This is a genomic window from Streptococcus sp. 2021WUSS109 (genome assembly GCF_044427305.1).
Taxonomy (GTDB): Bacteria; Bacillota; Bacilli; order Lactobacillales; family Streptococcaceae; genus Streptococcus; species Streptococcus suis.
This window is the reverse complement of the sequence record NZ_JAOTGF010000008.1, coordinates 53,806-80,210: the sequence shown is the minus strand read 5'-3', so window position 1 is coordinate 80,210 and position 26,405 is coordinate 53,806. Positions and strand designations below refer to the sequence as shown.

20 protein-coding genes and 1 pseudogene are annotated in these 26,405 nt (G+C 41.7%); 10 read left to right on the top strand and 11 right to left on the bottom strand.

Going from position 1 to position 26,405, the window contains the following annotated elements:
- Window positions 1-4 precede the first annotated feature (4 nt).
- Entirely contained in the window at window positions 5-2,974 is a 2,970-nt protein-coding gene (locus tag ODU37_RS04565) for a type I restriction endonuclease subunit R (protein ID WP_249562410.1), read from the top strand.
- A gap of 311 nt (window positions 2,975-3,285) precedes the next feature.
- Here ODU37_RS04565 and pflB read toward each other — a convergent pair whose 3' ends face one another.
- A complete protein-coding gene (gene pflB / locus ODU37_RS04560; protein ID WP_172042002.1) occupies window positions 3,286-5,631 on the bottom strand; it encodes a formate C-acetyltransferase in 2,346 nt (781 codons plus the stop codon).
- Window positions 5,632-5,946: 315 nt separating this feature from the next.
- On the opposite strand from pflB, the gene dinB reads away from it, so the two are divergent.
- The 3 genes from dinB (at window position 5,947) to ODU37_RS04545 (ending at window position 8,238) form a co-directional block, all read left to right on the top strand.
- Complete coding sequence (gene dinB / locus ODU37_RS04555) at window positions 5,947-7,014, top strand: DNA polymerase IV (protein WP_172042001.1); 1,068 nt, start codon at window positions 5,947-5,949, stop codon at window positions 7,012-7,014.
- A gap of 42 nt (window positions 7,015-7,056) precedes the next feature.
- Entirely contained in the window at window positions 7,057-7,476 is a 420-nt protein-coding gene (locus ODU37_RS04550) for an Rrf2 family transcriptional regulator (protein ID WP_208541989.1), read from the top strand.
- A 135-nt stretch (window positions 7,477-7,611) separates the two neighbouring features.
- Complete coding sequence (locus tag ODU37_RS04545; RefSeq protein WP_044758560.1) at window positions 7,612-8,238, top strand: NAD(P)-dependent oxidoreductase; 627 nt, start codon at window positions 7,612-7,614, stop codon at window positions 8,236-8,238.
- A 113-nt stretch (window positions 8,239-8,351) separates the two neighbouring features.
- On the opposite strand, the gene ODU37_RS04540 is transcribed toward ODU37_RS04545, so the two are convergent.
- The 5 genes from ODU37_RS04540 to ODU37_RS04520 form a co-directional block, all read right to left on the bottom strand.
- Window positions 8,352-8,909 (bottom strand): DUF6036 family nucleotidyltransferase, encoded by a 558-nt coding sequence (locus tag ODU37_RS04540; protein WP_024416851.1) that lies wholly within the window; start codon window positions 8,907-8,909, stop codon window positions 8,352-8,354.
- Complete coding sequence (locus ODU37_RS04535; RefSeq protein WP_044758562.1) at window positions 8,902-9,186, bottom strand: hypothetical protein; 285 nt, start codon at window positions 9,184-9,186, stop codon at window positions 8,902-8,904. Before ODU37_RS04535 ends, ODU37_RS04540 begins: the two co-directional genes overlap by 8 nt.
- Window positions 9,187-9,198: 12 nt before the next feature.
- On the bottom strand, window positions 9,199-9,633 hold the full coding sequence (locus ODU37_RS04530) for a hypothetical protein (RefSeq protein WP_105202187.1): 435 nt from the start codon (window positions 9,631-9,633) through the stop codon (window positions 9,199-9,201).
- Window positions 9,634-9,877: 244 nt separating this feature from the next.
- On the bottom strand, window positions 9,878-10,186 hold the full coding sequence (locus ODU37_RS04525; protein ID WP_238144583.1) for a transposase: 309 nt from the start codon (window positions 10,184-10,186) through the stop codon (window positions 9,878-9,880).
- A 46-nt stretch (window positions 10,187-10,232) separates the two neighbouring features.
- Window positions 10,233-10,691 carry an IS1595 family transposase gene (locus ODU37_RS04520; protein WP_238144580.1) on the bottom strand — a complete coding sequence of 153 codons (459 nt, stop codon included), beginning with the start codon at window positions 10,689-10,691 and terminating at the stop codon, window positions 10,233-10,235.
- Between the two features lie 390 nt (window positions 10,692-11,081).
- Here ODU37_RS04520 and ODU37_RS04515 point away from each other — a divergent pair, with 390 nt between their 5' ends.
- From ODU37_RS04515 to ODU37_RS04500, 4 genes and pseudogenes are all read left to right on the top strand, one after another.
- On the top strand, window positions 11,082-12,218 hold the full coding sequence (locus tag ODU37_RS04515; protein ID WP_024383150.1) for an adenine-specific methyltransferase EcoRI family protein: 1,137 nt from the start codon (window positions 11,082-11,084) through the stop codon (window positions 12,216-12,218).
- Window positions 12,219-12,221: 3 nt separating this feature from the next.
- Complete coding sequence (locus ODU37_RS04510) at window positions 12,222-13,385, top strand: DUF262 domain-containing protein (protein ID WP_024415358.1); 1,164 nt, start codon at window positions 12,222-12,224, stop codon at window positions 13,383-13,385.
- Window positions 13,386-13,552: 167 nt separating this feature from the next.
- Window positions 13,553-14,473, top strand: a complete 921-nt coding sequence (locus ODU37_RS04505; RefSeq protein WP_105158672.1) for a 1-phosphofructokinase family hexose kinase — start codon at window positions 13,553-13,555, stop codon at window positions 14,471-14,473.
- Window positions 14,474-14,520: 47 nt separating this feature from the next.
- Window positions 14,521-14,885: pseudogene (locus tag ODU37_RS04500) on the top strand (hypothetical protein).
- Between the two features lie 279 nt (window positions 14,886-15,164).
- On the opposite strand, the gene ODU37_RS04495 reads toward ODU37_RS04500, so the two are convergent.
- The 3 genes from ODU37_RS04495 to rnhC all read right to left on the bottom strand — a co-directional run bounded on the left by ODU37_RS04495 (window position 15,165) and on the right by rnhC (window position 19,247).
- On the bottom strand, window positions 15,165-17,654 hold the full coding sequence (locus ODU37_RS04495) for an ATP-dependent RecD-like DNA helicase (RefSeq protein WP_249562411.1): 2,490 nt from the start codon (window positions 17,652-17,654) through the stop codon (window positions 15,165-15,167).
- Between the two features lie 63 nt (window positions 17,655-17,717).
- The gene (lepB, locus tag ODU37_RS04490) at window positions 17,718-18,347 is read right to left on the bottom strand and encodes a signal peptidase I (RefSeq protein WP_024400396.1); all 630 of its coding nucleotides are present in this window, start codon (window positions 18,345-18,347) and stop codon (window positions 17,718-17,720) included.
- Window positions 18,348-18,356: 9 nt separating this feature from the next.
- On the bottom strand, window positions 18,357-19,247 hold the full coding sequence (gene rnhC, locus ODU37_RS04485) for a ribonuclease HIII (RefSeq protein WP_249562412.1): 891 nt from the start codon (window positions 19,245-19,247) through the stop codon (window positions 18,357-18,359).
- A gap of 84 nt (window positions 19,248-19,331) precedes the next feature.
- Between rnhC and ODU37_RS04480 the strand changes: the two genes are divergently transcribed.
- On the top strand, window positions 19,332-20,315 hold the full coding sequence (locus ODU37_RS04480) for a Gfo/Idh/MocA family protein (RefSeq protein WP_249562413.1): 984 nt from the start codon (window positions 19,332-19,334) through the stop codon (window positions 20,313-20,315).
- A 348-nt stretch (window positions 20,316-20,663) separates the two neighbouring features.
- Entirely contained in the window at window positions 20,664-21,758 is a 1,095-nt protein-coding gene (locus tag ODU37_RS04475) for a LysM domain-containing protein (RefSeq protein WP_105141824.1), read from the top strand.
- A gap of 731 nt (window positions 21,759-22,489) precedes the next feature.
- Here the strand turns inward: ODU37_RS04475 and treC are convergent.
- The gene (gene treC, locus ODU37_RS04470; protein ID WP_249562415.1) at window positions 22,490-24,115 is read right to left on the bottom strand and encodes an alpha,alpha-phosphotrehalase; all 1,626 of its coding nucleotides are present in this window, start codon (window positions 24,113-24,115) and stop codon (window positions 22,490-22,492) included.
- 80 nt (window positions 24,116-24,195) lie between these two features.
- Window positions 24,196-26,190, bottom strand: coding sequence for a PTS system trehalose-specific EIIBC component (gene treP, locus ODU37_RS04465; RefSeq protein WP_249562416.1), 1,995 nt, complete (start codon window positions 26,188-26,190; stop codon window positions 24,196-24,198).
- Window positions 26,191-26,405 lie beyond the last annotated feature (215 nt).

Here is a 26,405-nt window from a genome sequence, read left to right as displayed (position 1 = left end):
ACCTATGGCTCATTTTGACCTTACAGAACGTTATGATTTTCAGCAGTGGATTATCACGGATTTAGAAACAGAAAATGGTTTTATTCACAGACCGCAGAGCAATTATAATCAACGCTTGGCAATGGATACAGACATCTTGTGGGAGTTTCTGCGAGCAACCCAAGAAGACGAGATGGACTATCTCTTGAAGAAGTTGGACAAGGAGGTTATTCTCAACTTGATTAACCAAGAAATTATCAAGGGAGGTCTTCTCTTCGCCTTGAAGTCGGGGGTTTACATTGAAAATAAACAATTGAAACTGGTCTATCCCAAGCCTGCCACTTCCTTTAATGCCAAGGCAGTCAAGCGGTATGAGCAAAATCGTTTTACGGTTATGGAAGAGGTTGTCTACAAGGATAAGGAACGTGTAGACTTGGTTATATTTCTGAACGGCCTAGCTATTTTTGCGATTGAGTTGAAGCTCAATTCCAGTGGTCAATCGGTAGATGATGCCGTTCGTCAGTCAAAAAAGCGAGATAGCAAAAATCGCTTATTTAAGTTTAATGCGGGCGTTTTGGCTTCTTTCGCAGTAGATACCTTGGAAGTCTACATGACGACTGAAATCAAAGGGCAAGATACTTATTTCCTTCCCTTCAATATGGGGAAAGGTGAGGGGGTTGACCAGGGAGCTGGAAATCCGCACAATGAATCTGGTCCAGACACAGCCTATTTTTGGAAGGAAGTACTGACCAAGGACAGTATTCTTCAGTTGATTGAACGCTTTATCTTTTTGAAGGTTAATCGGGATAAAAAAGGCAAGAAAACGCTGATTTTCCCTCGTTACCAGCAAAGACGAGCTGTAAACCGTGTCCTAGAGGATATGAAGGTCAATCACACCGATAGCAATTATCTGATTCAACACTCGGCAGGGTCAGGTAAGACTAATACGATTGCTTGGTTGGCCCATAGTTTGATCAGTCTGCATGACCAAGAGGACCGAAATGTTGTGGACACGGTCTTGATTGTGACAGACAGGATTGTTGTGGACAGGCAGCTACAGGATGCTGTTCAGGCTATCCAGCATCAGCCTGGGGTTATCAAGGTGATGGATGACAAGGCGACTTCCAGTGACTTGGCGGATGCCTTAGCTGGAAATACCAAGATTATCGCAACAACCATTCATAAATTTGCCCAAATCAATAAGTCAGATTGGATGACAGCTGGTCCAACTGCCCAGAAAAGATTTGCCATTCTGATTGATGAAGCCCACAGTTCGACGACGGGCTCCTATATGAGTGCTGTCAGTCAAGTTTTGACAGAAACAGATGTGGAAGACGGAACGATCGATGAGGTGCAGGAGGTTTCAGTGGCGGATGCCATCGAACAAGAAATCGCTCGGACAGGAAAGCAAGGCAACATTTCGATCATCGCTTTTACAGCTACGCCTAAAGCGACAACCCTCCAGTTGTTTGGAAAAACCTTACCAGATGGTTCAAAAGGTCCTTTTGATGTCTACTCTATGAAACAGGCTATCCAGGAAGGCTTTATTCTGGATGTCTTGAATAACTATACTACTTACAAGACTTACTACAAATTGAACAAGGCTGTTGAGGAGGATCCTCAGTTTAAAACAGGTCTTGCCAAGAGAAAGATTGCCAAGTTTATCGAGTTATCTGATGAAAATATTGACCAGAAAGTTGAAATCATCATGGACCATTTCATCAGTCATGACATTATGGCTGAGTTGGGCGGTCAAGGTAAAGCTATGATTGTTACATCTGGTCGTGAAGCAGCAGTCAAGTATCAAAAGTCCTTTAAACGTTATTTCAAAGAGCATCATATCACCAGTATTGGAGCTTTAGTTGCTTTTTCAGGTAAGGTGAGTATGGATGATCAGGATTATACTGAGGCTCTGATGAACGGAATTGCGGAAGACAAGCTTAAAGAGAGATTTGATACAGATGATTATCAGGTCTTGATTGTGGCCAATAAATACCAGACAGGTTTTGACCAACCGAAATTGGTGGCTATGTATGTAGATAAAAAGTTGCGAGATGTAGCAGCTGTACAAACTCTATCTCGCCTCAATCGTATTGTGGGAGGTTACAATAAGAAAACCTTTGTATTGGACTTTAAAAATACCTATGAGGATATAAACAAGGCTTTCTCTCCTTACTATAAGGAAACGATTTTGGCAGAAACCATTACGCCAAGTGATGTATTTGACTTGGTACGTAAGATAGATGAATATGGCATTCTTGACAGTGATGTTATCCATGAGTTTAATCAGTTCCTATATCAAGAGAAACGCTCTAGTCGGGATAAGCAGAAGATGACAGCATTGTTGAATAAAGGTTACAGTCGTGTTCAGGAATTTGATGAAAAGGAGCAGCTGGAAATCAAAAAGGTTTTCCGAGGTTTTCTTCGAATGTACACTTTCCTGATTCAAGCTACTGCCTATCAAAATGAGGTTTTGCATGAACGTTATAACTATATTCAAGCACTTGTTAAGGAAATTGATGTAACACTCGGAGGGACAGATTTTACCATTGCGGATAAGATTGTGGTTGACTACATGAAGCACAAGCAAACAGGAGTCCATACCGTAGCTGACTTGGAAGGAGAATACACTCTTTCGCTTAATAAACCTAAAATCGGACCTATTGATGAAGAACAGGAAAAACGTCTTTCAGAGATTATTGATGAGATCAATGAGCAACTTGATTTGACGATTGATCCTCAAATCGGTGTTAGCGGAGCAGTTTCTATTCGTGAACTCATGAAGAAAAATGAGAAACTCAAGCAGTCTGCTAAGGTTAATTCTCGTGAAGATTTTGAGTTTTCTTTTGAGGATGAGATTGACAATGCTTTGACTGAGGGTTATATGCAAAATCAAGATTTTTTTGGGGTCCTGCTTAATAACGATGATTTTAAAAAGAGAATTGCCAAGCTTTTTATAGACGATGTTTATAGAAGTTTGAAGGATGACAAATGATGAGGCTGGGCAAAAAGCCTAGCGCCACTCTTCAGAGTTCGTATCAACATCTCAGCGCAGTGGTTGATTGGCAGATTTGTTCGTGTTTTACACTCCAAATCTGACCTAATCAACTGTGCGGGGGGTGGGAAGACGAACTCTTTTTTAACTAGTTGAGTTCTTTCCCACTCCCTTTTTATGAACTGGTTCTGTATCCTTCCGAAAATCTGCGGTGCATCCTTCCGAAGATTTACTATCCTTCCGCAACACTCAGTAGATTTTTCGACATAGTAAAAAGGACCTGCATTGCAAGTCCTTTTGTGTTTGCTTGATTAAGCTTGACCTGAAACTTCAGCAGCGTGGTCGTCCATTGAAAGAACTTCGTGGAAGACACGTTGAGTCAATTCAGTTTTTTGCTCTTTAGTGAGGTATTTAGTGTTTACGCAGTATCCAGAGATACGAACGATAACATCTTCACCAGCCATGATTTTTTCATAAACGTCGTTCAAGTCCATAACGTTCAAGTTAACGTGTTGACCACCTTGTTCAAAGTAACCATCAAGGATTGTTACCAAGTTGTTTACTTGCTCATCGAATGTTTTACCAAGCGCTTTTGGAGAAACTTGAGTTGTCAATGAGATACCGTCGTTGGCATGTTTGAAGTTGAGTTTAGAAAGAGTATTCAAGTTTTGCAACCAGCCACCACGAGCTTTAGAAGTTGGGTTAGCACCTGGTGGGAAGAATTCTACTTTAGTAGTATTCACAGAACCATCTTCATTGAGGAATACACCACGGTGAACTGGAGAGTTACCAGTTTGTTTAGAGTAAGCAACGTTTGAAGTGATTGTCAAGATAGATACAGTAGCTTCAGCATTCTTGTACAATTTATGCTTGTTCAAGCGAGAGAAGAATGCTTCCATGAGCCATTTCGCAATGTCATCTACACGGTCATCATCCTCACCATAACGTGGGAAGTCACCAGTTACTTCGTAGTCGTAGATAAAGCCATCTTCGTCACGGATTGGTTTAACTTGTGCGTATTTGATTGCTGACAATGAGTCAACAGTGTTTGCGAAACCACAGATACCGAAGCCCATGTTAGCACGAAGGTGAGTTGGCAAGAAGGCCATTTGAACTGCTTCGTAGTTGTACTTGTCAGTCATGTAGTGGATGATGTTCATGGCATCTACATAAGTGTCAGTCAACCAGTCAAGGGCGATTTCAAAGTTCTTAACCACTTGGTCGTAGTCAAAGACTTCAGATGTATTTGGTTCAACACCATCGAATACTTTGTAATCTTTGTGAACATCATCGTAACCGTTGTTCCAGCTTGAAAGAAGAGCTTTAAGAACGTTTACGCGAGCACCGAAGTACTGAATGTTGTGGCGTTGGTCTTCACTTTCTGGGTCAAGTGGTGACACACAGCAAGAGATACATGACATTTCACCATAACCATCTTTCGCCATTGTTGTTACACCTTCGTATTGGATAGAAGAGTGTTTGTGGCTCATTGCCATACAGTAGCGACGGAATGAATATGGAAGTTGGTCTGACCAAAGAACTGTCAAGTTTGGCTCTGGAGAGTTACCGATGTTGTCAAGTGTGTTCAAGAAACGGTAGTCCATCTTAGTAACACGGTGACGACCGTCGTTACCCATACCTGCCATAGATGTTGTCAAGAATGTTGGGTCACCAGAGTAGATTTCGTCGAAGGCTTTTGTACGAGCGAATTTCACTGTACGAAGTTTCAATACGAAGTCATCAACAAATTCTTGGATTTCAGATTCAGTAAATGTACCACGAGCCAAGTCACGTTCAGCATAGATATCAAGAACGATTGGCACACGACCAAGAGAAGTTGCTGCACCGTTGATAACACGACAAACAGCCATGAAAGCAATGTTTGTCCATTGGATAGCTTCTTTCGTGTTCATCGCAGGTTTGCGAACATCAACACCATAGTGATCACCTAAGCGTACAACTTGTTGCAATGCTTGGTACTGCATGTTGATTTCTTCGCGAAGACGGATTGATTCTTCGTCGATTTCAGTAATCGCATTCCAGTCAGCTACTTTTTCTTCCATCAAGTAGTCTGCACCGTAAAGTGCCAAACGAGCGTACATACCGATGATACGACCACGTGAGTATGCATCTGGAAGACCAGAAACGTGGTGTGAGTGGCGAGCACGGCGGATGTCAGCTGTGTAGGCACGGAAGATACCGTCGTTTACAGTTGTAGCATGTTTTGTATAGATTTCATGAAGGAGTGGGTCTGGAGTATAGCCGTTTTCGATAAGAGTTGTTTCAGCCATACGAATACCACCACGTGGCATGAAATTGAGTTTGAAGAGCTCATCGTTTTGGATACCGAAGATGAGTTCGTTCTCTTTATCGATGAAACCTGCTGGAATATCAGCGATAGAAGTAGCACGATCTACGTCCATTGGGAAGCGAGTGTCTTCGTAGCCAGCTTTTGTTTCTTCGATGATTTTTTTGATATGAAGTGAACGCTCAGTTGGGCCTGCGAGGAAGCTTTCATCTCCATCGTATGGAGTGTAGTTGGCTTGAACGAAGCGTGTTACACTTGCCTTATCTTGCCAATCTGTACCTTTAAAGCCTTCCCAGGCTTGGGCGAAAATGTCTTCAGCAACATTTTTTGTTTTAACTTTTGTTGACATGAGGGTTCTCCTTTTATGCTTTTGGGTATCGATTTGCTATCGATACCAACATGTCATTATTATACCATTTGAAAACACTTTCTACAAGACAAAAATACTTGAAAATAAATGAAAAACCTTTCAAGGAATATGAAAAAAATTGAAAGATAGAGTTGATATTTTCAAAACAAATTTCTGCTTGTATTTGTAATAAGGTGATAAGCTGTCGTTTATTGTCTTGGTAAGATGGCTGGTTCAACGAATCTAAAGGCTGAAACTTCCTAAGAAATGCGGTATAATATAGCGAGTTAAACTTGTAAACAGGAAGAGGCAGTCATGTTAATTTTTCCTCTAATCAATGATTTATCTAGAAAAATTATTCATGTAGACATGGATGCTTTTTTTGCTGCCATTGAGGTAAGGGACAATCCTGAATTGAAAGGAAAGCCTGTTATTATTGGAGCGGACCCTAGGTTGTCTGGCGGAAGAGGCGTTGTGTCGACTTGTAATTATGAGGCGCGTGCCTTTGGGATTCACTCGGCTATGTCCTCAAAAGAAGCCTATGAACGTTGTCCGCAGGCTATTTTTATCTCTGGTCATTATGAAAAATACCAAGAAGTTGGGCGACAGGTTCGAGAAATCTTTCATCGTTATACTGATTTGGTGGAGCCCATGTCTATCGATGAGGCTTACTTGGATGTAACAGAAAATAAGTTGGGCATCAGCTCTGCGGTTAAGATTGCCAAGCTTATCCAATACGATATTTGGAATGAATTGCATCTGACAGCTTCCGCAGGTGTTTCCTATAATAAATTTTTGGCAAAAATTGCCTCTGATATGGAAAAACCGCACGGTTTGACCTTGATTCTACCTGAAGATGCTGTTGGTATTCTCGCCTCCCTGCCTGTTGAAAAATTTCACGGTGTGGGGAAGAAGACGGTGGAACGCCTGCATGAGATGGGGGTCTACACGGGGCAAGATTTGCTAGATGTACCAGAAATGGTTTTGATAGATAGATTTGGGCGTTTTGGCTTCGACCTTTATCGGAAAGCGAGGGGCATTTCTAATTCGCCCGTTAAAGTGGACCGTGTTCGTAAGTCAATTGGAAAGGAAAGAACCTATCGCAAACTTCTTTATCGGGAGGAGGATGTCCTGAAAGAGCTAATCAGTCTCTGCCAACGGGTCGCAGCCAGTTTGAAGCGGAATGGAAAAAAGGGTCGAACAATTGTTTTGAAGGTGCGTTATGGTGATTTTTCTACCTTGACGAAACGTCATAGTCTAGAGGTGTATACGGACCAGACGGAAACGATTGAGAAAGAGGTTCGTCAACTAATTGAAGAAATTGGGAAGATTGAAAAAGGGATTCGTTTGCTGGGTGTGACCGTGACTAATTTTCAAACTTGAGTTCTGTTTCAGTCTATGATAGACTGAAAAAAAGGAGAAGAGATGCAAATTTCAAGTAGATTTACCATTGCCAGCCATATCTTGGTTCTCTTGGCTCTGGAAGGAGAAAAGGAAAAACAGACCAGTACTAGCATTGCAGGCAGTGTCGGGGTTAATCCTGTCATTATCCGAAATATTTTGTCCCAACTCAAGGAGGCTGGTCTGGTAGAAGTAGCACGTGGTGTTGGAGGTGCTCGCTTGGCACAGGCTCCAGACCAGATTACACTTTTGCACGTCTATCAGGCTGTGGAGTTGTTTGGAGAAAAGGGACAACTCTTCGGCTTTCATGAGCAACCCAATCCAAACTGTCAAGTAGGTCGCAATATTCATCCCCTGCTAGATAGTCGTTTGGAAAATGCTCAGTCGGCTTTGGAAAATGAACTTGCACAGACGACTATTGCTGATTTACTGGCGGAACTATAATTACATTTAATGAAAAGATCATCAGTTTGCTGATTTTTTTAATTTTTAAATTGTAATAATTGACATTACAACGCAAATGATTTATACTTGTGTTGTAAATATAATTATTACAACAAAAGCAAGTGAGGTATCAATATGAAAATAGCTATTATTGCGGCGAATGGTCAAGCAGGTCAAACCATTGCAAAGGAAGCAGTAGAACGTGGTCATCAGGTGACGGCTATTGTCCGTTCTGAAAACAAGAGCGTAGCCCAAGAAGTGATCCAAAAGGATGCTTTTGCTCTTACCAAGGAAGACTTGGCAGGCTTTGATGTAGTAGTCAATGCTTTTGGTGCTTGGACACCAGAAACCTTGCCGGGTCACGCTCGTCTTGCGGAGCATCTAGCGACCATCCTTGCTGGTAGTCCAACTCGTCTTTTAGTAGTTGGTGGTGCAGGCAGTCTTTATTTAGACGAGAGCCAGACAGCTATGCTGAAAGATACACCAGATTTCCCTGCGGAATACCTACCAATCGCTGAGGCTATGGGTGCTGGTCTAGACCTCTATCGTCAGGCGACAGCTATCAACTGGACCTATATGAGCCCTGCAGCCGATTTTGATGCAGAAGGCTCAAAGACAGGTGTCTACACTATTGCTGGCGAGGTTTTCCAAGTCAATACCCAAGGTGAAAGCTATATTAGTTATGCCGACTATGCTGTGGCTTTGGTTGACATTGCTGAAAAAGGTGGTTACCAGCAGGAACGAATTTCCGTATTTGCATAAAAAAATTAGGGGACTATATACCAGTTTACACCAACCACAATATGTAGTGTTTCGATAATATCAAAAAAGACGACTTCCAAACTAGGAAATCGTCTTTTCTTCTATCTTGACTATCAATAATATCTTCTCAGTTTATCCTGATTTTCTTTAAAAAATTCTTCTAGCCAGTCCATCCCATAGGCATGACTGAAGCCTTCTAGGAGAACGGAGAAATCAATGCTATCAAACCCCATTTTCTTCAAACCATCAAAGGTATTAAACGGAGAACGGAAGTGTTTGTATTTGATAATTGCTCCAATATCTTTCAAATCCTGCTCTCTTGTGCTAACCATCTTCATACCCAATACGTATTCAATTGGAGCAACTAAAACAGTTAAGTTTTCGAATGAATATAGGGTCTCACACAAATGTAATGGTGGCTGTCTGTTCATGTTTGCCACATTATTATTGAGCCATAGTTCTTCGTCAGTATTCAAATTAAAGCGTTGCCCTACACGAGCAATAATTTCGTTGATTTTCTGACTTTCTTCATAAAAAGCATCTACATCTTGTGTAGCTCGCAAACCATGATACTCTAAAACATAACCACCAACACAAATAATGGTTAAATGAAGATTGGCTTGAGCCAACTCTTGGTTCAAGGCTTCAAAAACAGGTTTCATTTTATCCATGTCTGTATTTCTCCATCATTTTTTGTACATTGGCTAATTTGGCTGGTTTATTTAATGAAACCACATATTCATGAGTTGGTGTGTGTTCTTGAATAGCATATTTCAAACTGACCTTTTGAAAATCTGTTAGTTCTTTAGAAGCTAATAACTTTTCGACATCTTCTTCCGTCAAATAAGAATGGTCTTCGAAAATAACTTTTCGCAGATAGCGAAACCAGTGACTAGCATTAAACCGTGATTGCTCTGATGCCTTTATCATGTAGTCATACCAATCCATCTTGCACCTTCCTTATCTTCTTTTTCTCAGCCCCTCATCTTCTTTAGGATTATAATTTAGAGCCTGTTGCAATTTTAAATCAAAACTGGAAAGTTCTAGCTTTTCTTCCTCAAATGGAATCTCAGGTAGTTTAAACTGAAACTTTTTGTAAAAGAAAATATCAAATTCATCTTTATTATCTGAAATATCTACTAAAGTATCTAACTCAGAAAGTCGAGCTTGTATGTTAATTTTTGTGACTTCTCCAAGTTTTTGATAAATCGCATAATAGGATAGGTCTTGGAAAAATTTTCGGTGTGATTCAACTACTTCCTGAGTGTAAGGGCAGTCATAGTAACTAAGATATTTGGTGTAAAAATTATCAGAGAGAGAAATTTGATAATCTACTAGCTTATTATCAATTGTTTTAGAAACTGTTCGCTCCATTTCTGCATGTAGTTTATCCATGGACTAACTCCTTGTATGTAGTACGAACTTCTGAAGATGACTATAGAAGATTGAAACGGTCGTTGTCAGCCATGCTTCGGGTATTATAACGGAAGTCAAACTCGAGGCTGGGCAAAAAGTCCAGGACCACTACTCAGAGTTCGTGTCAACATCTCAGCGCAGTGGTTGATTGGCAGATTTGTTCGTGTTTTGCACTCCAAATATGGCCTAATCAACTGTGCGGGGGTGGGAAGACGAACTCTTTTTATCTTGGTCGAGTTCTTTCCCACTCCCATTTCTTAGACCAAGAATGGTAGATTCCCATTACACCACGTTTGAGACCTGCCCCAAAACCTTCAATCGTATGTGTATAAACATCATCAATTACATATTCACGAGCACCATGATTTACAAAAGCATGGTCGTACATTTTCGCAACTTTATTATAACCTAACCATTCATCAGTGTAAAGCTGGGCAGCGTCTTTCACAAATTTTACGATTTGTTCTGTTAAAGTTTTTGTGCCTGTATCGGTTACTTTATAAGTATTCAATTTTCCTTCTCGTGCAACCATACCAACAACTTGGATTTTATCTTTTAGGGAGAGACCTTAGGCATTTTTAACTTTTTTTTGAGTTATGGCGATTCTTATTTTTACCACTGATGTAGGTTTCATCTACTTCTACAGTCCCATCCAATTCATTACTATTTTCTGAACCAAAACATCTACGAATACGCTCTAACATAAACCAAGCTGTTTTTTGAGTAACATGGATGTCTTTTGAAAGTTGAACAGAAGAAATGCCTTTTTTGTGGGATGTCACCATCCAAATGGCAATAAACCATTTTTGAAGAGAAACTTTAGTATTATCAAACATTGTACCCGTTTTAACGCTAAAATATTTGCCAGTATTTTTACATCTGTATTTACCATTTTTACACTTATAAACCTTAGAGGTCTCATCAAAAGGGCTGACTACATAGCCGTTCCAGCGAATTTTTTCTAAATGTTGCTCACAGTAATAATCATTTGGAAAAGCATTCATCAAATCATACAATGACTCAAATTCACCTAGCATCTCTTTACTCCTTCTTTATTCTAAAACTATTATATCACAAATAATACAAAAATAAATATTATGGTGTAATAATGGATATGATTATTTTCAAGACTAGTATTTTGTGATATAATAGTGTTATAAAAATAGCAAAGGAATTGATTTGTATGAACGCAATCACAGCTCACAGCTCACAGCTCACAGCTCACAGCTCACAGCTCACAGCTCACAGCTCACAGCTCACAGCTCACAGCTCACAGCTCACAGCTCACAGCTCACAGCTCACAGCTCACAGCTCACAGCTCACGCTGATTATGTAATCGGACGTGTTTTTTGTCAGGCACTAAAACAGACTTTTTCACATTTTTGTGGAGAAGTTTTTTCTGTTGTACCAAAAAGCGAGGTGGCGTAATGGCTACCTCGCTTCATAATGCTAAATTACAGAAAAAGGATGAATTTTATACTAGATATTCAGATATTGAAAATGAGATGAATGCTTTTTTAGAATTTAATCCTAAAGTATTTCAAAATAAAACCGTTCTATTACCTTGTGATGACCCTGAATGGAGTAATTTTACAAGATATTTTGCACAAAATTTTGAATCTTTAGGGTTGAAAAAACTCATTAGCACGAGCTTTGCGAACGACAGAAAAACAATAAAGTTTGGTCAGTTAAGTCTTTTTGAAACAGAATCACCACATTTTGATAAAGATAAAACGAACAGCAGAGGAAAGATTTTCACCCTGTCTAAAGACGGTAAATCAAAAGTAGATATTTCAAATTTAAAGTGGCAATATTTAGAGGGCGATGGGGACTTTAATAGCGATGAAGTTATTAAGTTAAGAGATGAAGCTGATGTTATTGTAACAAATCCGCCGTTCTCATTATTTAGGGAGTTCATAAAATGGATAATGGATGGTAAAAAAGAATTTGCAATTATCGGTCATCAAAATGCTATTACTTACAAAGATGTTTTTTCTTATATAAAGGATAATAAGATATGGTTAGGCAAACCTTTTAAAGGTAACGTTGGTTTTTTTATGAGTCCTTATGAGGATTTAGCTACTTCTTCACAACGAAAGAAAGATTTAATAAGGGTTTCTGGTGTGATGTGGTTTACTAATATTGAACACGGCAGGAGACATCAACCTCTTCAACTTATGACTGAAGCGGATAATCTAAAATTTAACACGAAGCTAATCAAAAAGTTGCGTGAGTTTGATACCCAAAATTACCCAAAATATTACAACTACGATGCTATTGAAGTACCTTTTACAATGGCAATACCTTCTGATTTTGACGGTTATATGGGAGTTCCTATCACATTCTTAGATAAGTTTAACCCAGAACAATTTGAAATTATCGGATTGGGAATATCTAGTTCAGGAATTGAAATTGGAGTTAGAGGTTATACTGACGAACATAGGAAATATAGGAAAGAAATCCAAAAACGTGGAACTGCCGATGGAGATTTATACTTCTTAGATAAAAATGGGTTTCCTGTTGTTCCTTATGCCAGAATTATTATCAAAAGAAAAGGGGTATAAATCATGAAAACTACTCTCAATACTGATTTGACAATAAGAAATATTTGTGAAGGTTTCATTTATAACGAATATGAAGGAAAAGGACTGTTTGGGTGGAATGGACAACTAGTCATCCAACCAGAATACCAGCGTAACTATATTTATGCTGATGGTGTCAAGGATGTCGCAGTAATTGATTCTATTTTAAAAGGCTATCCACTTGGGCTAATCTATTTTGTTAAAACAAAAGACGGAATGTACGAAGTTTTAGATGGACAACAGAGAATTACTAGCTTTGGTCGTTTCGTAACGAATAAATTTGCTTTGACAGATAAAGATGGTATTCCGTACTACTTCAGTAGTTTAGCAGAAGATTTGCAAGAAAAAATTATGAATACCAAATTGACTATTTATGTTTGTGAAGGAGAAGAAAGTGAAATCAAGGAATGGTTTAAGACTATCAATATAGCAGGAGTATCACTTAATGAGCAGGAGCTACTGAATGCTATCTATTCTGGACAATTCGTGACATTAGCCAGAGAAGAGTTCAGCAATTCAAGTAATGCGAATATTAGCAAATGGTCAACTTATATAAAAGCAGAGGTCAATAGACAAGGTTACTTAAACAAAGCCTTAGAATGGGTATCGAATGGAGAAATAGAGCATTATATGAGTGTACATCGTAAAGATGATAACATTATAGAACTGAAAAGGTATTTCTCATCAGTCATTGAATGGATAAATGGCTTATTCAGCTCAATAGACCCTCAAATGAAAAAAGTGGATTGGGGTAAACTTTATAGGCGGTATCATGCTAAATCATATAACATTCAGGAACTAAATAGGGATGTAGAAAGTTTGTTATTAGACGGCTTTGTTGGAAGCAAAAAGGACATTTATGAGTATCTACTTGGGGGAAAGCAAGATACAAAATTATTGAATATCCGTGTGTTTCCTGAAACAGTCAAACAAGAAATTTACAAGATTCAAACTGAAGAGGCTAAAGCTAAACATCTATCAAACTGCCCATTATGTGCCTTGGGAACAAACAATAATAAAACTAGAATATGGAAAATTACCGAAATGGATGCTGACCATGTTAAAGCATGGAGCAAAGGTGGTAGCACAGATAAGTCAAATTGTGAAATGCTCTGTAAAACACACAACAGAGCAAAAGGAAATAAGTAGCATAAAAGACGATTTCCTAATTTGGAAGTCGTCTTTCTTGATGTTGTCGAAATACTACATATTGTGGGTAGTGTAAACAGATATATAGTTCCCATCGAGGAATTATCTTTTTATTTTTTGTTCACATATAGTATAATAATATAAACAAAAGAGAAAAGGAGACCGATATGATTCACTTGATTTGTCCCAATCCAGCTCTGGACCGTACGCTACTTGTTGAAAAAATTGAAAAGAATATTCCCCTGAGACCGACGGAAGTGAGGGATTATCCTGGTGGAAAAAGCTTCAACGTGGCCTATGCCCTCCGTGAAAACGGTGTGACAGACTACATAATTCATACTATTTTGGGTGGTCAGATTGGTCGCTATATCCAGGAGCTTAATGCTGATGGTGGCAATACCCTGCGCGTGGTTGAAAATAGCCAGAATACTCGGACGTGTAATATCTATGTTGAAACCAGTACAGGCGATGTAGTACTATTTTATGAAAAAGGTTTTGAACTAACAGAGGATTTGCTCAACCAATTCACTCGCCAGATAGAGGATAGTTTACAAAATGGCGACATCCTAGTCTTTTCAGGCAGTCTGATGAAGGGGATGCCGGATGATTATATTCAGCGGTTTATTGAAAAATACCCAGAGGTTCTGACCATAGTGGACACCAGTGGACCAGCTTTACGTGCGGCTTATCAAGCTAGACCGGCCCTTATCAAAATCAATAATGAGGAGCTGAAAGATATTTATCCAGAGCTGGATGAAGAAAGTCCTGAAGCTATTTTAGGTATCCTGAAAGAAGTGACTCCTCATGAGAATATCATCATTACCATGGGAGACAAGGGGAGTCTAGCTAAGATTGGTCAGCGCTTCTTCCGTATTCAGTCTCCAAAGAAAGAAACGCGTAATCCGATTGCCGCAGGGGATTTCTATCTGGGCTTGCTAGTCAAGGGAATCAGTCAAGGTCAAGCCCCAGAAATCTTTTTGAAAGAAGCGGCAGCCTTTGCAACAGCCAATTGTTTGAATTATTTTCCAGAGGTTGAAGCAGAGCAGTTTGAAGCGATTGTAGATACAATATTACTAGAGGAACTGTAGCATTGTATCCCTTTACTCATCGTGCTATAATGGCAAGGAGAAACAAGGTGAGATGGGGGATAGTAGTGGAACAGTTGACGGTTCTTTACCAAAATTTAAAACGGCAATATGGTGAATTTCACTGGTGGAATGATGAAAATCCTATAAAGGATTTGGTATCTATGATTCTTATTCAGCAAACAACGGAAGCAAATGCCAAGTGTGCTTTAGAACAGTTGGAGGGACGGTTGACAATTCATTCGCTTTTAGAGATGCCTGTGGAGGATTTACAAGAATGCATTCGCCCAGCAGGATTCTTCAAACAAAAATCACTCTAAAAGACGCTCAGGAGCTTCATGCACTGATTGATGAACATGGTAAGCAGTTCAGATTAACAAAGGGGCAGCTTGATGAATCATGGTTGATGATATAGTCATACTCTTCGAAAATCAAAATCAGACGTTGTTGACTTGATTTGATGTACCTCAGTTCTATCTGCATCTGCGTCGCCTAGCTTGATTTTGATTTTCATTGAGAATCAATTAGTGTATTTTTTATTACTACGAAGGGCGAGGGAGCCTCATTTCCTTATTTCCGAGTTTAAACACTCCACTGGACAGTTGAAGTAGTCTGCATATCGTTGCCTTGTACTAAAAGCAAACGAAACGACTATAAAAGAGTAAAACCAGCAAATCTACTAACTTGCTGATTTTTATGCTTTAAAAAATTCTTCAATATCTGCCTGTTCTATGCCAATCATGGGGTCGATGGTTAGTAGGTTATCTACAGTCAAAATGTATTCTGTGGGTTGGGGACTTGTTTTTTCTGGCTGGTCTTGATCAAGAAGGGAGAGTTGTTGGCTGTTTTCTTTGACTACTTTAACCTGTTCTTTCCTGTCTGGCTGAGTAGGGGGCTGGGTTTGTGTGGTTGCCGCTGTTTTACTTTCGGCTTTTTCAGCTAAAGCTTCCTTGCTATCCTGCTCTGCCATTTCCCCTTGGAAACGTGGGACCAGATAGGTTTTTCGGACGGTTCCGGCGTTTTTGACGGCGTAGTCGAAGGCGGAAATTTCGCCTAGGAGGATGAGCTTACTCTTGGAGCGGGTGATGGCTGTGTAGACCAGATTGCGCTGGAGCATGCGGTGGCTGGTGCGGGTGATGGGAAGGATAACGACCTGAAACTCACTACCTTGGGACTTGTGGATGGACATGGCATAGGCCAGGGTAATCTTGTACCATTCGTTTCGAGGATAGGTGACCTCGCTGCCGTCGAAGTTGATGGTAATCTCGTCCTGCTTGGAGTCGGTATACTTGGCAGGTAGGAGGTCGGTGATGTAGCCCAAGTCGCCATTGAAGACATTGGCTTCGGCGTCGTTAACTAGATGAATGACTCGGTCGCCTTGGCGGAAGGCTTGCTCGTTATGGAGGAATTCTAACTCTCCCTCTTCCAGTGGATTGAGCAGGGCCTGGGTCATGGTGTTGAGTTGGTCAATACCTGCAGCACCACGGTACATGGGAGCGAGGATTTGTACTTCGTTTGCAGGAATGCCCGACTTGATGGCTGCGCCGACAATGCGCTTAATCAGGGCTGGAATTTGTTCGTTTTGCACTTCAAAATAGGAGCGGTCAGCCTTTTTCTCACGGAAATCGCTAGGCAGAGCCCCTTGGCGAATCTGGCTGGCTAGGGTAACAATGGTCGAATCATCGGATTGACGATAGATACGTTCTAGAGTGATGCTGGGTAGCTTGTCAATTTTCAGGAGGTCAGCAAGAACCTGACCGGGACTGACAGAAGGTAATTGCTCCGCATCGCCGACAATCAGAACTTGGGTTTGGGAGGAGATGTTCTGGAAGAGCTGGTTTGCCAACCAAGTATCTACCATAGAAAACTCATCCACGATGATAAAGTCTGCATCCAAGTAATCATCACGGTAGGATTCTTCCTGTCCTTCTACCAGACCGAGGTGGCGGTGGATGGTAGCAGAAGGCAGACCTGTCAATTCATTCATCCGTCTGGCTGCTCGTCCAGTTGGAGCGGCTAGGAGGACTGGGCATTCTTCTCGGTTGCGAGTTAGGTCAATCTTATGCAAGATGGCATAGACTGCGATAATACCGTTGATAACCGTTGTTTTTCCAGTCCCTGGCCCGCCTGTCAGAATGAAAAGCGGATTGGTAATGGCTTGGACGATGGCTTCTTTTTGAATGTCATCGTAGGTCAGGGAAGACATAGTTTCCAGCTCTGCTATGGCAGCCTCAACGTCTGCGCGTGGGAAGGGTTTGAAACCATTTTTTCCCATCAGGCGGGTCAGGTTTTTATGGATACCATGTTCGGCAAAGTAGAGGCTGTTGTCAAAAATCTTTGTGCCTTCTTGCTGTACCTTGTCGTCTGCAATCAGTCCCGTCAATTCTTTGGCAACAGCAGCGGGGTCCAGCTCTGTATGGCGGGATTTTTCCAGCAGTTCAAGAGTTGCTTCCAGCAAGTCTCTGGCCTCCACATAGGTATCGCCTGTTTCCATGGAGCGATGAATGAGACTAAAGAGCATGCCAGCCCGAAAGCGTTGGGGAGAATCACTGGCAATTCCTAGATTTTCCGCAATCCTATCGGCAATGGTAAAGCCGAGCCCCTGGACATCTTCGACCAGTTGATAGGGATTTTCTTCAATAATCTGAAGTGTTTTTTCCTTATACTGGTCTTGGATTTGAAAGGCCAATTTATTGGGAATGCCATACTCGGCTAGTTTTGCCAAGATCAACTCGGTTCCATAATTGAGGCGGAGTTTCTCTACAAATGCCTGCATGTTCTTACGGGATAGACCTGTGATTTGGGTTAGTTTTTCAGGTTCGGCCAAAATCTTATCAATGGTATCTTCGCCATAGAGCTCAACGATTTTTTCAGCTGTTTTGCGTCCAATTCCCTTGAAATGCTCGCTGGAGAAATACTTGACCAGACCAGCTGAGGTAGGCTTGCTGCGTTCGTAGCGCGTGATTTGCAATTGCTGACCATACTTGGGATGGGTGACCAGATTGCCATAGAAACGATAGTCTTCTCCTTCAATGACATCGGCAATCGTTCCGGTCACAATAATTTCGTAGTCATCATAGTCTGCGTCTGTCTCCTCGATTTCAAGGAGAAGGATTTTATAAAAATTACTAGGATTTTCAAAAATAATCCGGTCAATGGTGCCGGTAACATACACTTCGTTCATAGAGTTTATTTCCAATAATAATGAAAAAGAAGTTTGGAACGGATTGCTCCAAACTTGTTTGTATTAATCAATAGTCCCAATACGGTTGAGAGGCCACATGCGAAAGACAACTTCTCCTTTGATGTTTTCACGGGAAAATGTTCCTACACTACGACTATCTAGTGAGACAAGGCGGTCATCTCCCATCAGGTAGTATTGTCCTTCTGGGACTGTCACGGTAAAGTCTACGTAACCATTGGCATCTTGTGTGAAAGCTTCAGCAGATTGGGCCACAGCTTGGAATTGTTTGTTGTAAGAATAGACTTCTTGAAGTTTATCTTTCTGGAATGCAGCGAGATATTCATCTAAGTAAGGCTCGTCCACTTTTTGGTCGTTAACATAGAGGACATCGTTTTCGTAGCGAATAGTGTCACCTGGCATACCAATCACACGTTTGACAATCAGTTTTTCCTTGCCATCGCTGTCTGTTTCGCTGGCTACAACAATATCAAAGCGGTCGATAGAGGTCGTTTTTAGCATGATGAGTTTTTCTTGGTGTTGAAGCGTTGGGTCCATGGAATGGCCATCGACAGATACAGGATCCCAGATAAAGTAACGACTGGCAAAAAAAGCTGCCATAAACAGTAAAAAGATGCCCCATTCAGCTAAGAAGGCGACTAGTGGTGAGCGTTTTGTTTTTTGGATTGCTCCCATATTTTTTCCTCATTTCAATAATTTTTGTGCTTTTTGCGTATTGGCAAAGTGGAGTTTGGCAGTTTGGTTGAGACCAGCCATACCATATTGTTTTAAGATGCTTGCTGCGACTTGGTCGGATTTACTGCCTGCACCAGACGGTAGATTCATCCCAACTAGTTGACCAAGCTGGACAAGATTTTCTAAAAACATAGCTCTAGCAATAATAGAAGATACTGCCACAGCCAGATACTTGCCCTCAGCCTTTTCTTCTAGAGTGACGGTGTTGGCAAATTGATTGGCTTCCTTCTTCAAGTACTTTTGATAATTTTGACTGGAAGTGAAGGCGTCAATGACAATCTTCTCAGGCTGGACACCCTTTTGCAAGAGTAGGAAAATAGCCTGATTGTGTAGGGCGACCTTGACAGATACTGCATTGTAGCCTTGCTCGATGACTTCGTTGTATTTTTTCGGTGACAATAGCAGAGCTTGGTGGGGGATTTTCTCTTTTAAGAGAGGGGCGATTTGGCAGATTTTTTGGTCTGTCATTTTCTTGGAATCATCTACACCAAGCGACTTGAGAAAGGCATGGTCTTCTGGGCGGACAAAACTAGCAACGACTGCCAAACCTCCAAAATAAGACCCGTTTCCAACCTCATCTGTACCAATCATGGGCAGGTTTTGACCAGGTATGGTCGTCTGTCCAGACTTTTCTGGCTCATAGCCCCAGAGCCTTGCTTCCTGCTCTGCCATCTCCCCCTGAAAAACGACTTTTCCAGAAGTGTAGATGGACAGGCTGCCACCGGTCAGTTTGAAAAATGCTTCTATGTAAGGATTTTTGCTGGTCTGCCGATAGCGGTCATAGTGAGCCATCATGGCTTGTTTTTGCTGGGCAGATGCCTTTAGTACAACGGTATTCATGTTCTTATTGTAACACAAATGCTAGTTAGAGTGTGCAGAAAAGGGTGGAATTTACTATAATGGTAGAAGAAAGTGAGGTACACTATGGAAGTGCAAATGAAGTATAAATGGGCGACTCTGGGAACAGGTGTCATTGCCAACGAATTGGTTCAGGCATTGCAGGCTATGGGAGGAAATCTTTATTCGGTAGCCAACCGTACCTATGACAAGGGTGTGGAATTTGCGCAAAAATATGGCATCGAGAAAGTTTATCTAGAAATCGATGAAGTGTTTGAGGATCCTGAAGTAGACATTATCTACATTTCTACGCCTCACAATACCCATATCAATTATTTGAGAAAGGCCTTGAAGGCTGGAAAGCATGTCCTCTGTGAAAAGTCTATTACGCTTAATTCAGAAGAATTAGCAGAAGCCATTCAACTGGCAGAGGAAAACCAGGTTATCCTGGCAGAAGCCATGACCATTTTCCACATGCCAATCTATCGTCAGTTGAGCCAAGTGGTTGCCAGTGGCAAGTTGGGAGAGTTGAAGATGATCCAGATGAACTTTGGTAGCTACAAGGAATACGACATGACCAACCGCTTTTTCAATAAAAACTTGGCAGGCGGTGCCCTTTTGGATATTGGTGTCTACGCTCTGTCCTTTGTCCGTTGGTTTATGACTGAAAAGCCTAGTCAGGTCTTGTCCCAGGTCAAATTGGCTCCGACAGGTGTGGACGAGCAGGTAGGGATTTTGCTCAGCAATGATGCAGGAGAGATGGCGACCATCGCCCTGACCCTCCATGCCAAACAGCCAAAACGTGGTACTATTGCCTACGATAAAGGCTACATCGAGCTTTACGAGTACCCTCGTGGTCAGAAGGCAGTCATTACCTATACTGAAGACGGTAGTCAAGAAGTAATCGAAGCGGGCGAGACAGCCAAGGCCCTTTCTTATGAAGTGGCGGATATGGAAAAAGCTGTCGCAGGCATCGAAAACACCATGCACCTAGCCTACACCCAAGATGTCATGGACATCATGACCCAACTCCGTAAAGAATGGGGCTTGGTTTACCCTGAAGAAATGTAGGGATTTGACTAATCCGAAAATAGAAATGAGAGTGAGTTAGTAGCCAATTATTGGATTACTGCCTTACTCTTATTTTTTACTTATACTCTTCGAAAATCCAGACGTTGTTGACTTGATTTGGTAAACGTTAGTTCTACCTGCATCTGCGTCGCCGAATCTGTTTTTGGTTTTCATTGAGTATTATCTAATAATATGACAGTCAGATGACATTTATATTGATTGTGTGACAGAAAAGTCCTAAGATTACATAGTGGAGACAGTTTATTTAAAAGAACGGTTGAAGGCTTGTTTTTCAGATTTAATTTAGGTAAGATAGAACCATCTCAAAAATAAAGAAGGAATAAGATTATGAAACGTAAGAGAACAAATAAACCACAACATATGCGTCGCAAGAGAAAAACACCCATCATGAAAAACAATAAGAAGATGTTATACACATCTTCATTGGCTCTTTCCCTCTTTAGTACAGGGATGATTTCGACAAATGTTTTAGCCATCGAATGGGCTCCACGTACTGTTTCTGAAATTAGCCCAGAAATTGTACAAGAAGAAGGAAGGATGACCTATACTGTTCAGTATGGGGATACCTTATCAGCCATCGCCTCAGCTATGAATATTGATATGGACTTGCTGGCGAAAATAAATCAAATTGCAGATGTCAACTTGATTTTCCCTGATACGGTACTGACGACGACTGTTGACCAAAACAATCAAGTGACTCAGGTTGAGATTGAAGCACCTGTTCAGGGAAACACAAATGAGACCGTTCAGGCAACTGTTGACCTAACAACCAATCAAGTAACGGTTGAGGATACGGTTGTTCCCTTGGATCAAATTTCATCAGTTACCGACTCAGCGCCCGTAGAGGAAGTTGTAGAACAGCCTGTAGTAGAAGCACCCGTAGAGGAAGTTGTAGAACAGCCTGTAGTAGAAGCACCCGTAGAGGAAGTTGTAGAACAGCCTGTAGTAGAAGCACCTGTGGAGGAAGTTGTAGAGCAACCTGTGGTTGAGGCACCTGTAGAGGAAGTTGTAGAGCAGCCTGTAGTTGAAACTCCACAAGTGACAGCCCTATCAACTACTACAACAAGTACAAGTGCTTATGATGTCGGTTTGCAACCTCAGGTAGCAGCCTTCCGCGCAGAAGTAGCTAATGCCTTCGGTATTACGTCTTTCTCAGGTTACCGTCCTGGTGATTCTGGCGACCATGGTAAGGGATTGGCAATTGACTTTATGGTGCCTGAGAGCTCAGCTCTAGGAGATCAAGTGGCGGATTATGCAGTTGCAAACTTAGCTTCTAAAAATATCAACTACATCATTTGGAAACAGCGCTTCTATGCGCCGTATGACAGTATCTATGGTCCAGCCTATACATGGAATCTGATGCCAGACCGTGGTAGCGTTACAGAAAACCACTACGATCATGTGCATGTATCTTTTAATTAGACTTACAAAAATAACCGTTTCAGCCTTATCTGAAACGGTTATTGCTTTATATGTAGTAATATAGTCGAATGAATGAACTTTCAGACAAGGAACTGAGGTGCAGGTAGCGGGAGTGGGAAAGAACTCGACCAAGATAAAAAGAGTTCGTCAACAATTTTTCGTTTTAAGTTGTTGAGCTGAAACAGTCTATCCCCAGACTGTTTCACTCCCACCCCCGCATAGCTCCAACAGTCAGAGTAGTGACTGTTGGAGGTTGGAAATGAAGCGAACTCTGTTCGCATCAGTCGTAATGGCCAGATTTGGAGTGCAAAAAACGAATTGCTGAGATTTGCTTCGCAAATCTTATCTCCAACCTTTAACAGTCCACTGGACTGTTAAACCCAATCAACCACTGCGCTGAGATGTTGACACGAACTCTGAGTAGTGGTCCTGGGCTTTTTGCCCAGCCTAGGTTGAAAATAAGACTTGCGAAACAAGTCACTTTCGTAGAGTACGGCAAGCCGAAAGTGACGATGTATCAAAGTTAATTCAAATGACTATAAAAAAAGAAACAACTATCTCCCCCCAGATAGCTGTTTCGTGCGCAAACCACAGTATAAAATATATTCCTAAAAGAAACCTTAAACCAAGAACTTGCCTTTACAAGTAACCTACTGAGCTGTGAAGGCGGGTTCTAATTTTAGGAAAATTAAAATTGACATGTAGAGTGTTGTTTTCGGATGTTTTATCGTTTATTTAACTTGAATTGCCAATGCTTGATAGGGTTTCAAGGTAATTTTCTTACCGAGTTTGCTATCAGGATAGTTGCTGATGAGGACTTGGCCGTGGGCGTAATCGTCTGTCAGGTCTAGTTCAACCTCTTCTGCAAAGAAATTGTTGAGGACCAACAGTTTTTCGTCATTTAGCAAGCGTTCAAAGGCGTAGACTTTCTGGCTATCCTTGTAGGCTGCCTTGTAATCTCCTTCTGAAATCAGAGGGAGTTCTTTCCGCAGGCGGATGAGTTCTTGGTAGAAGGTAAAGATTGGGCCTGTTTTTTCCTGCTCAACGTTAATGGTTGGATAGGATTTGCCAGCTTTCAGCCAAGGAGTTCCTGTTGAGAAGCCTGCATTGTCAGAAGCGTCCCATTGCATCGGAGTGCGGGAATTGTCGCGGGACTTGGCCTGGATAATCTTGAAGGCCTGCTCAGGTGTGTGACCTTGATCCAAGAGCATCTGGTAGGCATTGATAGACTCCACGTCTACGTAGTCGTCCATGCTGTCGTAGTCAGGGTCAATCATGCCGATTTCCTCGCCCATATAGATGTAAGGCGTACCGCGTGACAGATGGATAGAGGCAGCCAGCATGGTTGCTCCTTCGTTACGGAAATTCTCCACATCAACAAAGCGGTTGAGGGCACGAGGTTGGTCGTGGTTGTTGTAGAAAAGGGCATTCCAGCCATTTCCAACGGACATCTCTTCGCCCCAAGTGTGAAAGAGGCGTTTGAGTTCTTCAAAGTCAAAGTCCATGATGGTCCATTTTTGCCCGTCCTTGTAGTCCACTTTCAAGTGGTGGAAGTTGAAGGCCATGGACAATTCTTCCCGCTCAGGAGCTGTGTAGAGAATGCAGTTTTCAATGGTGGTGGCAGACATTTCTCCGACGGTCATGAAGCCTTTTTCTGCTCCAAAAGTGGCGTTATTCATCATCTTGAGGTAGTCGTGGGTAATTGGGCGGTCGGTATAAGCTGGCTTGCCGTCGTTGATTGGGCAGTCTTCGAGGACTTCATCCTTGCCGATCAGGTTGATAACGTCGAAGCGGAAGCCCTTGACACCCTTGTCCTTCCAGAAGTTGACCACCTTGAAGAGTTCTTCACGGACATGAGGATTTCGCCAGTTGAGGTCGGCTTGGGTCACGTCAAAGAGGTGGAGGTAGTATTTCCCAGTATCTCCAAAAGGAGCCCAGGCATTGCCACCAAATTTAGACACCCAGTCAGTTGGCTGGTCACGCAGGATAAAGAAATCTTGGTAATATTTGTCGCCGGCTAGGGCCTTTTGGAACCATTCGTGGTCGGTTGAGCAGTGGTTGAGGACCATGTCTAGCATGAATTCAATGCTCAATTCTTTGCCGACAGCCACCATTTCTTCAAAGTCAGCCATGGTCCCAAAATCAGGATTGACGGCTGTATAATCTGAAATGTCATAACCGTTGTCTCGTTGAGGACTTGGGTAGAAAGGGTTGAGCCAAATCACATCAATACCTAGCTCTTTTAAATATGGGAGTTTTTCAATAATTCCTCGTAAATCCCCTACACCATTTCCAGTTGTATCCTTGTAAGATTTTGGGTAGATTTGATAAACAACCTTTCGTTTGTCTATTGTCATTTTGCTCTCTCTTTCTTGATTTTTCCTTCTTGCATAAGCAATGATAGGAGGTGCAAGTTACCTTGCGCCCTCCTAGAACATTAATTCTTTGTAACTGTCAGAATAGCTTCGCCTTGCGAGATGGCACGAGGAAGATTTCCGATAACTTGAGTGTCAAAGTCAGTTTGGTTGGTCACGATAACTGGTGTTTCAGCGATGAGACCAGCAGCCTTAATGACATCGATGTCAAAGCTAATCAATTTATCACCAGCTTTTACCTTGTCACCTTGATTTACATGGGCTGTAAAGCCTTTACCTTCCAAACCAACAGTATCCATACCAATGTGCATAAGGAGCTCAACTCCGTTTGTAGCAGTGATACCAACAGCATGGTTAGTTGGGAAGAGGACAGATACTTCACCATCGACTGGAGCAACCAAGATACCTTCGCTCGGGTCAATAAGGACACCTTGGCCCATGACACCTGATGCAAATACAGGGTCAGTAGCTTGTGACAATTCTTTGGTTTGACCAGTAAGTGGGCTAATCAATTCGATAGCAGCGCCAGCTTCAACAACTGCTTCAGTTGGAGCTACAACTTCTTCAACAGTTTCTTCTTTTTTTGAAAATGCACCTGTACGTTTGAAAACAGCTGTCAAAATCATTGGGACAACAATCGCAACAATCATTGTCATAAAGAATGCACCCCAGTATTCAGCCTTAATAGACAAGATACCTGGAAGACCACCGATACCGATAGAAGCTGCTTGGATGTTGAAGGATACAGAGAGTAAGCCTGCGATACTTGAACCAATCATAGCAGCTACGAATGGGTAAATGTATTTTACGTTGACGCCAAAGAGGGCTGGTTCAGTAACACCTAGGTAGGCAGAAATAGTTGCAGGAAGTGAAACTTGCGCTTCTTTTTCATTGTGACGGTTCATGAGGAAGTAGGCAAATACTGCTGAACCTTGAGCAATGTTAGAAAGAGCAATCATTGGCCAGAGACCAGTTCCACCAGCATCTGCAATCAATTGTGTATCGATGGCATTTGTCATGTGGTGAAGACCAGTGATAACGAATGGTGCATAGAGGGCACCGAATACCGCACCGAAGAGCCATTTCAATGGACCAGTCAAACCAGCTAATACAACTGTTGACAACCATTGCCCGATTGTCCAACCGATAGGACCAAGGACAGTGTGAGCCAAGATAATTGCCGGAAGAAGTGATAGGAATGGTACGAAAATCATAGATACAACTTCTGGAACAACCTTACGCCAGAAGATTTCTAGGTAAGACAGTGCCAAACCAGCAAGGAGGGCAGGGATAACTTGTGCTTGATAACCGATACGGGCAATACTAAATGCACCGAAGTTCCAAGACCAGTCGCTGGCAATGGTTGCTGCATCTGTACCAGGTACAGCATAAGCGTTGAGCAACTGTGGAGAAACCAAACAGATACCAAGGACGATACCAAGGATTTGTGAAGTTCCCATTTTACGAGATACGGACCAAGTGATACCTACTGGCAAGAAGTGGAAGATGGCTTCACCTGGCAACCAGAGGAAGTGATTGACACCATTCCAGAAAGGAGAAACCTGAACGATGGTGTTCCATACAGGGTTACCATCAGCATCGAAGACCAACTGCCCATCTTTCATAGCTTGTCCAAGCCATTCCATCTGAACACCTTCCAAGACGTTACGGAAACCGAGAATCAAACCGCCGACGATAAGGGCAGGAATGATCGGTGTGAAGATTTCCGCCAGCATGGTCATAACACGTTGGATGGCATTTTGGTTACTTTTAGCGGCTGACTTTGCAGCTTCTTTTGATACGCCTTCGATACCAGACACAGCTGTAAAGTCATTGTAGAAGATTGGTACATCGTTACCGATGATGACTTGGAATTGACCAGCGTTTGTAAAGGTTCCTTTTACTGCTGGAATGTCTTCGATGACTTTTACGTTTGCTTTTTTCTCATCTGCAAGAACAAAGCGCATGCGCGTTGCACAGTGTGTTACTGCATTGACATTCTCTTTTCCGCCAATAGCTTCTAGGAGCTGTTTGGCTTCTTTTTCAAATTTTCCCATATATTTTTCCTTCTAGACGGCTTATGGAATCCGTCACCCTATATTTTTTAGACATCTCCCAAAAGTATGTCTTTTTTGAAATTTGTACGGACAAATTTCTTTTGTGTTATCATTGTATCCGATTTCAAAAAATAATGCAAGCGTTTTTGCTTAGTTTTTTTTAATTTTGAAATGAATTTTGTTATAATGTTGATAGTTGTATGTTATTTGACAGA

Excerpts from the sequence above, each read along its gene's own strand:
- ODU37_RS04475 (WP_105141824.1), top strand. The coding sequence starts at position 20,664 with ATGAAACGTAAGAGAACAAATAAACCACAACATATGCGTCGCAAGAGA.
- ODU37_RS04495 (WP_249562411.1), bottom strand. The coding sequence starts at position 17,654 with ATGAACGAAGTGTATGTTACCGGCACCATTGACCGGATTATTTTTGAA.
- ODU37_RS04565 (WP_249562410.1), top strand. The coding sequence starts at position 5 with ATGGCTCATTTTGACCTTACAGAACGTTATGATTTTCAGCAGTGGATT.
- ODU37_RS04530 (WP_105202187.1), bottom strand. The coding sequence starts at position 9,633 with ATGGATAAACTACATGCAGAAATGGAGCGAACAGTTTCTAAAACAATT.
- ODU37_RS04540 (WP_024416851.1), bottom strand. The coding sequence starts at position 8,909 with ATGGATAAAATGAAACCTGTTTTTGAAGCCTTGAACCAAGAGTTGGCT.
- ODU37_RS04510 (WP_024415358.1), top strand. The coding sequence starts at position 12,222 with ATGAAAACTACTCTCAATACTGATTTGACAATAAGAAATATTTGTGAA.
- ODU37_RS04515 (WP_024383150.1), top strand. The coding sequence starts at position 11,082 with ATGGCTACCTCGCTTCATAATGCTAAATTACAGAAAAAGGATGAATTT.
- ODU37_RS04535 (WP_044758562.1), bottom strand. The coding sequence starts at position 9,186 with ATGGATTGGTATGACTACATGATAAAGGCATCAGAGCAATCACGGTTT.
- ODU37_RS04545 (WP_044758560.1), top strand. The coding sequence starts at position 7,612 with ATGAAAATAGCTATTATTGCGGCGAATGGTCAAGCAGGTCAAACCATT.
- treP (WP_249562416.1), bottom strand. The coding sequence starts at position 26,190 with ATGGGAAAATTTGAAAAAGAAGCCAAACAGCTCCTAGAAGCTATTGGC.
- lepB (WP_024400396.1), bottom strand. The coding sequence starts at position 18,347 with ATGGGAGCAATCCAAAAAACAAAACGCTCACCACTAGTCGCCTTCTTA.
- ODU37_RS04525 (WP_238144583.1), bottom strand. The coding sequence starts at position 10,186 with ATGGTTGCACGAGAAGGAAAATTGAATACTTATAAAGTAACCGATACA.
- dinB (WP_172042001.1), top strand. The coding sequence starts at position 5,947 with ATGTTAATTTTTCCTCTAATCAATGATTTATCTAGAAAAATTATTCAT.
- ODU37_RS04520 (WP_238144580.1), bottom strand. The coding sequence starts at position 10,691 with ATGCTAGGTGAATTTGAGTCATTGTATGATTTGATGAATGCTTTTCCA.
- treC (WP_249562415.1), bottom strand. The coding sequence starts at position 24,115 with ATGACAATAGACAAACGAAAGGTTGTTTATCAAATCTACCCAAAATCT.
- rnhC (WP_249562412.1), bottom strand. The coding sequence starts at position 19,247 with ATGAATACCGTTGTACTAAAGGCATCTGCCCAGCAAAAACAAGCCATG.
- ODU37_RS04550 (WP_208541989.1), top strand. The coding sequence starts at position 7,057 with ATGCAAATTTCAAGTAGATTTACCATTGCCAGCCATATCTTGGTTCTC.
- ODU37_RS04480 (WP_249562413.1), top strand. The coding sequence starts at position 19,332 with ATGGAAGTGCAAATGAAGTATAAATGGGCGACTCTGGGAACAGGTGTC.
- ODU37_RS04505 (WP_105158672.1), top strand. The coding sequence starts at position 13,553 with ATGATTCACTTGATTTGTCCCAATCCAGCTCTGGACCGTACGCTACTT.
- pflB (WP_172042002.1), bottom strand. The coding sequence starts at position 5,631 with ATGTCAACAAAAGTTAAAACAAAAAATGTTGCTGAAGACATTTTCGCC.